This window comes from Marivita sp. (assembly GCF_017643905.1).
Lineage (GTDB): Bacteria > Pseudomonadota > Alphaproteobacteria > Rhodobacterales > Rhodobacteraceae > Marivita.
The window spans coordinates 1-5,980 of the sequence record NZ_JAEPMO010000207.1; the positions used below are offsets into that span (position 1 = coordinate 1).

Sequence of the window (5,980 nt, forward strand, 5' to 3'; positions counted from 1 at the left end):
GACCGTGACATGGGCTTCGAACATGCCGGTATGGGCTTCGTGAATGATGTTGGTTGCATTGGCTGTGTAGGGCATCGAACTGCTCGGTTCTGTTTGATCTATGTTAATGAAATGGGAACGCGCTTGACGGAATAAACGTTCCGGGCACCGAAACCGGGTCACTTCCTGTCACAGGGTCTTGAAGCGGTGCGTGTGGGTTTCCATCTTGATAGGCGAAGGCCCACACACGGATTTGCCGCGAAGCGGGGGTCCGGAACCGGGGCGCTTAACAAGAAGGAGAAGGCCATGAACTTAGAAAAGTTCACGGAGCGGTCGCGCGGCTTCATTCAGGCTGCCCAGACCATTGCAATGCGGGAAAGCCATCAACGGTTGGCGCCCGAACATATCCTCAAAGCCTTGATGGACGATGAGCAGGGGTTGGCCTCCAACCTCATTCAACGCGCTGGCGGTGCGCCGCAGCGGGTTGTTCAGGCTTTGAACGGCAAGCTCGCCAAGATCCCCAAAGTCTCGGGCGATGCGGGACAGGTGTATCTCGACAGCGCGACGGGCAAGGTGCTCGACGAGGCGGAAAAGATCGCGAAGAAAGCTGGCGACAGCTTTGTCCCGGTCGAGCGGATCCTCATGGCTTTGGCCATGGTCAAGAGCCCGGCGCAAGAAGCGCTGGAAGCGGGTGCGGTGAACGCCCAGGCGCTGAATTCTGCGATCAATGACATTCGAAAGGGCCGGACGGCCGACAGTGCCAGCGCGGAAGACCAGTACGAAGCGCTGAAGAAATTCACGCTCGATCTGACCGAACGTGCCCGCGAAGGCAAGATCGACCCAATCATCGGCCGGGATGATGAAATTCGTCGCGCCATGCAGGTGCTGAGCCGCCGGACCAAGAACAACCCTGTTCTGATCGGGGAGCCGGGCGTGGGTAAGACCGCGATTGCCGAAGGTCTTGCGTTGCGCATCGTCAATGGCGACGTGCCCGAATCCCTGCGTAACAAACGTCTGTTGGCATTGGATATGGGCGCGCTGATCGCCGGTGCGAAGTATCGCGGTGAATTCGAGGAACGTCTGAAAGGCATTCTGTCCGAAGTGACGAGCGCTGCGGGCGAAATCATCCTGTTCATTGACGAGATGCACACGCTGGTCGGTGCCGGTAAGGCTGATGGGGCGATGGATGCGGCCAACCTGATCAAGCCTGCTTTGGCACGGGGCGAACTGCACTGTATCGGTGCAACCACGCTGGATGAGTACCGCAAGCATGTCGAGAAAGACGCGGCTTTGGCCCGTCGGTTCCAGCCTGTGATGGTGTCGGAGCCCACGGTCGAAGACACGATCTCGATCCTGCGGGGCATCAAGGAAAAGTACGAATTGCACCACGGGGTGCGGATTTCGGACAGCGCTTTGGTGGCCGCGGCAACTCTGTCGCATCGCTATATCACGGACCGGTTCCTGCCGGACAAAGCCATCGACCTGATGGATGAAGCCGCCTCGCGTCTACGGATGGAAGTGGACAGCAAACCTGAGGAACTCGACGCGCTGGACCGCGACATCCTGCAAAAACAGATCGAGGTGGAAGCCCTGCGTCTGGAGGACGATCAGGCCTCGAAGGACCGTCTGGCCAAGCTGGAAAAAGACCTTGCCGATCTGCAGGAGAAGTCTGCGGAAATGACGGCGAAGTGGCAGGCGGAACGGGACAAGCTGGCGTCGGCACGCGATGTGAAAGAACAACTCGACAAGGCGCGGGCCGAGCTTGAGATCGCCAAGCGTGAGGGCAACCTCGCCAAGGCGGGTGAGCTGTCATACGGCGTGATCCCGCAGCTTGAGAAAAAGCTGGCCGAGACCGAAAGCTCTGACGATGGTGTCATGGTCGAGGAGGCTGTACGCCCGGAACAGATAGCCGCCGTTGTCGAACGCTGGACCGGTATTCCGACGTCGAAGATGCTGGAAGGCGAACGCGACAAGCTATTGCGGATGGAAGAGGGTCTGCACAAGCGGGTCATCGGTCAGGATCAGGCGGTGCGTGCCATCGCGAATGCAGTGCGTCGGGCACGGGCTGGTCTGAACGACGAGAATCGTCCGTTGGGCAGCTTCCTGTTCCTTGGGCCGACGGGTGTGGGGAAAACCGAGCTGACCAAGGCGGTGGCGGAATTCCTGTTTGACGACGACAACGCCATGGTGCGGATCGACATGTCGGAGTTCATGGAGAAACACGCCGTGTCCCGTCTGATCGGTGCGCCTCCGGGCTATGTCGGCTACGATGAGGGCGGTGTCCTGACCGAGGCCGTGCGTCGGCGACCATATCAGGTTGTCCTGTTTGACGAGGTCGAAAAGGCGCATCCGGATGTGTTCAACGTGCTGTTGCAGGTGCTTGACGACGGGGTGCTGACCGATGGTCAGGGCCGGACCGTGGACTTCAAACAGACGTTGATCGTGCTGACGTCGAACCTCGGGTCGCAGGCGCTGAGCCAGTTGCCGGACGGTGCGGACCCCAGTCAGGCCAAGCGCGACGTGATGGACGCGGTGCGGGCGCATTTCCGTCCCGAGTTCCTGAACCGTCTGGACGAGACCGTGATCTTCGACCGCCTCAAGCGCGAGGATATGAACGGGATTGTCACGATCCAGATGGCGCGTCTGCTCAAGCGGCTCGCCGCGCGCAAGATCGACCTGCAACTGGACGATGCCGCCCGCAAGTGGTTGGCGGACGAAGGGTACGACCCGGTGTTCGGGGCACGTCCGCTCAAGCGGGTGATCCAGCGGGCGTTGCAGGATCCGCTTGCGGAGATGCTGCTGGCGGGTGACATCGCGGATGGGGATTTGGTGCCCGTGACAGCGGGGGCTGAAGGCCTGATCATTGGGGATCGCGTGGCCGCGTCGAACAGGCCGCGCCCGGATGATGCCGTGGTGCATTAAGCTTTGATCGAAGTGGCAAAGAAGAGGCGGGGGAGACCCCGCCTTTTCCATGTTTGCCAATCGTTAAGGGTTTGCCCACAAAATCGCTGTAGACAGCCTGTGATCTTTGTTTGCCCGATACCAAATATTGATTTAGACAGGTGTGAACCCACAATAAGAGGTGAGTCATGACAGCTGCGGACGATCTGCGCAATTTTCTGGGCGACGACCGTTTTGCCACCGTCATGGCGGACCCGCCGTGGCGGTTCCAGAACCGCACCGGCAAGGTCGCGCCCGAGCACAAACGTCTGGCACGCTATCCCACGATGGAGCTTGATGAGATCTGCGCGCTGCCCGTGGCGGAGCATCTTGAAGATCGCGCACATTGTTATCTTTGGGTGCCCAACGCGCTGTTGCCCGAGGGGCTTCAGGTGCTGAAAGCTTGGGGATTTGAATACAAGTCGAACATCATCTGGGAAAAAGTGCGCAAGGATGGCGGGCCGGATGGCCGGGGTGTTGGATTCTATTTCCGCAATGTGACGGAGATCCTTCTGTTCGGAGTGCGCGGGAAGGATGTGCGGACATTGGGGCCGGGCCGGTCGCAGGTGAACTACATCGAAGCCGACGAACCGGATGGCGACGTGCTCAAGACCCGTAAGCGTGAGCATAGCCGCAAGCCGGATGAGCAGTACAAAATCATCGAAAGCTGTTCCTGGGGGCCGTATCTGGAACTGTTCGGGCGTGGCAAGCGGGATGGTTGGACTGTCTGGGGCAACCAGGCGGACGACGATTACAAACCGACGTGGAAGACCTACAAACACAATTCCGGCGTGGCGGCAGAGTAGGGGCGTTTCGATCAATCGTAACGGATGATGCGATGACGCATCATCCTCGCCGCTCCTCGCTCAGCTCTTGATGATGGACGCGGGCAATCCGATCAGAAGAAGCGGACAGGGATTGCCCACACCCCGGTCGATCCGGTCCTTCAGCTTTTGCCAATGTGTCGTGGCCGCGCCGAATTTGTCGCTGACAAAATGCTTGGCAAAGGCTTCGGCAAAGGGCGTATGCTGGTCGATCATCCGCTGAACCGCATCGCGTTGGCGTTTGGTGCGGTCCTTCATGCCAAACGCGTCCACCATCTCGGCCTCGTCGATGAAACCGTGTTTTTCGATGCAACGCTGTATGATGCCCCGCATGTCGTCCTGAAGGCTGGCGCCCCGCGTGATCAGGATGCCGACGGAAATCGCGGATTGCGCATGAAGGCGCTGAAAATTTTCTAGGTCGCGGTCAAAGAACGGATCCTTGTTGTTCCATTCGATTTCCAAAGCGACCTTGCCCAAGGGCGTACTGCGAATGTGGTCAATCTCGTGACTGTTGGACACGGTTTCGCGCCCGTCGACGATCATGCGGAAGTCGAAGCTGTGTTTGGGCCAGTTTTCTTCGTAGAGCCGCTTTCGCAGTCTTTGGGTCGATGGAGCCTCACCGCCGCCAGAGCCGATCAGTTCCTCGGCCGGGATGCTCAGATCCTGAAGCGCGGATTCAAGTTCGCCAGCGATTTCGGGAAAATCGACGGACAGGATGGCCCCCGCATGGTTGCGGGTCTCAACATCAAATCCGTTTTTTCGAAGCTCGTCAAACATGCGCCCAGCTTACGGCATCTATACCCCGCCTCAAGCGGCGTTTAAAAGGACGGACAAAGCCGAGGAAACTCGAAAAAGGGCGGTCCGAAGACCGCCCTTGATTGCGCTTGCGCGCGACGTTTTTAGCCTTCCGGCAGGATCACCGTGTCGATGACGTGGATCACGCCGTTCGATGCTTCGATGTCGGCGGTTGTCACGTTGGCGTTTTCAACCATTACACCGTTGTCGAGGTCGATGGTCACGGAAGAACCCTGAACGGTTGCGGCTTCCATGTCATCGGTGAGGTCTGTCGACATCACTTTGCCGGGGATCACGTGGTAGGTCAGAATGGCGACCAGCTGATCCTTGTTTTCCGGCAGAAGCAGGCTTTCGACAGTGCCTTCCGGCAGAGCGGCAAAAGCTTCGTCGGTCGGTGCGAATACGGTGAACGGGCCTTCGCCCTTCAGCGTGTCGACCAGGCCAGCGGCCTGAACCGCTGCGACGAGGGTTCCGAACGTGCCTGCATCAACGGCGGTGTCGACGATATCCTTGGAGTGACCTCCGGCGAATGCGGTGCCTGCCAGCAGCGAAGCGGCAGTTGTGAGGGCGATTGTTGTCTTACGAAACATGTGTGTCGTCCTTTGTAAAAAGCGTTGCGATGTGTCTCGCACATCTGGACCTTTAACGCAGGCCGAGGGTGTTTGGATCTGCGGGGGAATCCGCCGATGCCGCTTGACAAAAAGCGCTTGCCGCCTGAGCCGCAAGTTATTGCTATTTCAACTGAAATTCTTGTGATCAGGCGTTAGTGATCCGTCATCATTCAAGCCCGATTGCAGCCTTTGCGATGCTATCCAGAAGCGCTTCGATTGTCTTCATCGCGCCGTCCGGGAAGGTGCGGAATCCGATGGTTGTCACTTCCGGGGTCTCTGGGCGGACCATGACGAAAATGTCGTAGGGACAGAAGACGATGTTCATGGGATCGGCCTCCATCACGTCGCGGGACAGCTTGGCGGAGCAAAAGCTGTAAACATCGGCGTGCAGGAACAGCGTGACGTCCGAGCCGACATCGCCCTTGGTGCGTTCCAGCATGTCGCCCGTGTGGCTGATGTGGTCGATCACAAGCCCTGCATCCAGGATCGCGTTTTCGAGGCCGAAGGTGACGTCGTCAAAAGACTGATCCGTGTCATAGGTGATCATATCCGCAGCAGAGACCGAGGATGCCGCGATTGTCAGTGCGAGTGTGGCGAGCAGACGTTTCATGGGGTCTCCTTTTGTGGCAAGCCTTGCCGTAAGCTGGGATCGTTGGGATCAGTCTAACGCGTTCCCTCATATAGATGCAATGAATTGAATGTGAGGTCGTTATGGGCGTCGCCATGTATGCACTGAATTTTTTGGCGCTCTTTTTTGTCGGAGTGATCGGATTGATCGTCCTTGCCGCGATTGTGCTGGGGATCATCGACCGGACGCAGACGAGTGATGCC

The 5,980-nt window shown here is 58.5% G+C and carries 5 protein-coding genes; 2 read left to right on the forward strand and 3 right to left on the reverse strand.

The window, feature by feature from the left end; genetic code table 11:
• The first annotated feature begins 285 nt into the window (after positions 1-285).
• Both clpB and JJ869_RS21465 read left to right on the forward strand, forming a co-directional pair.
• Positions 286-2,901, forward strand: a complete 2,616-nt coding sequence (gene clpB / locus JJ869_RS21460) for an ATP-dependent chaperone ClpB (RefSeq protein WP_292270600.1) — start codon at positions 286-288, stop codon at positions 2,899-2,901.
• Between the two features lie 167 nt (positions 2,902-3,068).
• Entirely contained in the window at positions 3,069-3,725 is a 657-nt protein-coding gene (locus JJ869_RS21465) for an MT-A70 family methyltransferase (protein ID WP_292270602.1), read from the forward strand.
• 60 nt (positions 3,726-3,785) lie between these two features.
• On the opposite strand, the gene JJ869_RS21470 is transcribed toward JJ869_RS21465, so the two are convergent.
• From JJ869_RS21470 to JJ869_RS21480, 3 genes are all read right to left on the reverse strand, one after another.
• Entirely contained in the window at positions 3,786-4,520 is a 735-nt protein-coding gene (locus JJ869_RS21470) for a BglII/BstYI family type II restriction endonuclease (RefSeq protein ID WP_292270604.1), read from the reverse strand.
• 122 nt (positions 4,521-4,642) lie between these two features.
• Positions 4,643-5,128, reverse strand: a complete 486-nt coding sequence (locus tag JJ869_RS21475; protein WP_292270606.1) for a fasciclin domain-containing protein — start codon at positions 5,126-5,128, stop codon at positions 4,643-4,645.
• A gap of 187 nt (positions 5,129-5,315) precedes the next feature.
• Entirely contained in the window at positions 5,316-5,759 is a 444-nt protein-coding gene (locus JJ869_RS21480; RefSeq protein ID WP_292270607.1) for a DUF302 domain-containing protein, read from the reverse strand.
• Between the last annotated feature and the right edge of the window lie 221 nt (positions 5,760-5,980).

Bases quoted from the DNA above. Each gene is read 5' to 3' on its own strand.
- JJ869_RS21470 (WP_292270604.1), bottom strand. From the start codon at position 4,520: ATGTTTGACGAGCTTCGAAAAAACGGATTTGATGTTGAGACCCGCAAC.
- JJ869_RS21465 (WP_292270602.1), top strand. From the start codon at position 3,069: ATGACAGCTGCGGACGATCTGCGCAATTTTCTGGGCGACGACCGTTTT.
- JJ869_RS21475 (WP_292270606.1), bottom strand. From the start codon at position 5,128: ATGTTTCGTAAGACAACAATCGCCCTCACAACTGCCGCTTCGCTGCTG.
- JJ869_RS21480 (WP_292270607.1), bottom strand. From the start codon at position 5,759: ATGAAACGTCTGCTCGCCACACTCGCACTGACAATCGCGGCATCCTCG.
- clpB (WP_292270600.1), top strand. From the start codon at position 286: ATGAACTTAGAAAAGTTCACGGAGCGGTCGCGCGGCTTCATTCAGGCT.